The sequence below is a fragment of the Caballeronia sp. SEWSISQ10-4 2 genome (assembly GCF_030464885.1).
Lineage (GTDB): Bacteria > Pseudomonadota > Gammaproteobacteria > Burkholderiales > Burkholderiaceae > Caballeronia.
In genome coordinates this window covers 1-1,541 of the sequence record NZ_JALPRJ010000199.1, presented here as the reverse complement: position 1 = coordinate 1,541, position 1,541 = coordinate 1, and the positions used below count along the sequence as shown (strand labels likewise).

The 1,541-nt window shown below is 61.8% G+C and carries 3 protein-coding genes; all 3 read right to left on the bottom strand.

Annotated features, from left to right (window positions below):
• Nucleotides 1–176: 176 nt before the first annotated feature.
• The 3 genes from M0D69_RS43580 to M0D69_RS43570 are packed head-to-tail and all read right to left on the bottom strand — an operon-like array spanning nt 177 to nt 1,365.
• Nucleotides 177–383: an IS3 family transposase gene (locus M0D69_RS43580; RefSeq protein ID WP_301787973.1), complete on the bottom strand. Its 207-nt coding sequence runs from the start codon at nt 381–383 to the stop codon at nt 177–179.
• Entirely contained in the window at nt 359–1,066 is a 708-nt protein-coding gene (locus M0D69_RS43575) for an IS3 family transposase (protein ID WP_301787972.1), read from the bottom strand. Before M0D69_RS43575 ends, M0D69_RS43580 begins: the two co-directional genes overlap by 25 nt.
• Nucleotides 1,063–1,365, bottom strand: coding sequence for a transposase (locus M0D69_RS43570; protein WP_301787971.1), 303 nt, complete (start codon nt 1,363–1,365; stop codon nt 1,063–1,065). Before M0D69_RS43570 ends, M0D69_RS43575 begins: the two co-directional genes overlap by 4 nt.
• Nucleotides 1,366–1,541 lie beyond the last annotated feature (176 nt).

Sequence of the window (1,541 nt, the reverse complement as noted above, 5' to 3'; positions counted from 1 at the left end):
CAACGCTCTCGGGCAAGCACCATGACCCCCAGACCATGACGGCCTCACGTGTGCTGGTTGGACCGGTACCCATTTTGTGGACGCCATGAACTGGCTTTCAAGAGTTATCCACGGCCGGTCGGCGGGTCGCCTGTTACGACCACGACGTCGGCCGGCGGTGGGTAACTCGACACTCATTATGACGCGGGTTCCTCCTTGCATTTATTCCCGGCGCGCCGGCGCCGCTCGAATTCACTCGGGCTCACGTAATCCAACGACGAATGCAGGCGTTCAGTGTTGTAGTACGCGAGGTACTCCGTGATGGACAACCGGGCCTGTTCGCGCGTGGCGAAGTGCTCTGCATACACGCACTCGACCTTCACCGTGCCATTGGCCGATTCCATCGGTGAGTATCCCAGTAGTTCGCTTTGCGGCTCATTGAGACGGTGATGCCGCGTGCGGCGAGGACCTTGCGGTACTCGTTTGCCGCATACTGCGATCCCCTGTCAGAATGATGCATGAGCCCGCCCGTGGGGCAGCGCCAGTCCAGCGCCATGGCCAGCGCCTGCAGTGCCAGGTCTTCATCGATGCGCTCGCTCATCGCCCAGCCGACGAATTTGCGACTGAACAGATCCAGCACCAGTGCCAGATACAGCCAGCCTTCGTCGGTCGCCACGAAGGTCAGGTCGACCAGCCACTTGCGGTCGGGCGCACTCGCCTCGAAGTCGCGAGCCAGCACGTTGGGCGCTACCGGATACGCGTGCCGGGAGTCGGTGGTCACAACCCGGAAGCGTCGACGCAACTTGCTTTGCAAACCGTGCTGACGCATCAGACGACCGTCCCGCTTCTCGTTGATCACGCCGACTTCGCCGCGCAGGGCGCGATGCATGCGCCGGCGACCGTAGCGGCCGCGATGGCGCCGCTGCAATGACTGCATCCGTGTAACAAGACTCGCGTTTTCCACAGTCCGTTGCGACGGCGCACGCCTGCGTGCGGCGTACCAGCCGCTCTTCGACACGCCCAGCGATTCGCACATCAACCCGACCGGGTAAGCGTCTCGGTGTCGCTCGATCCAGGCGTACCTCACAGCGACTCCCTCGCGAAGTACGCCGCTGCTTTTTTCATTATTTCTTTCTCCATTCGCAGCCGTGCATTCTCCTGCTTCAGGCGCGCGTTCTCAGCCTCGAGATCCGTTACCGGAGACCCTTGCCCATGCTTGACTAGCGCCTCCCCCTTACGCGCCTTGCCCACCCAGTTCGCCAGCGTCTTGTCGGACATCTCCAGACTCCGCGCAACCTCCCGCAGTCCACGCCGGCCCACTATCACCTGCTCAACCGCCGCCGTGCGAAACTGCTCCGTGTACCTCCGATTCGGTCCTGATTTCATGGCTTCCTCCACAAGGCTCATTATCAACCTCATGGCGTCCACTTTTCGGGGACCAGATCAGGTTGCCTCATTTCGTGGTGGGTTGGCTACGCGGTCTGCGTGCTTTTTTCTTGCGGTGGTGGTACGCGGATAGCGCGGGGTGAACCTGTGGCAGGTTCAGTCACTGGTGGCGAAGC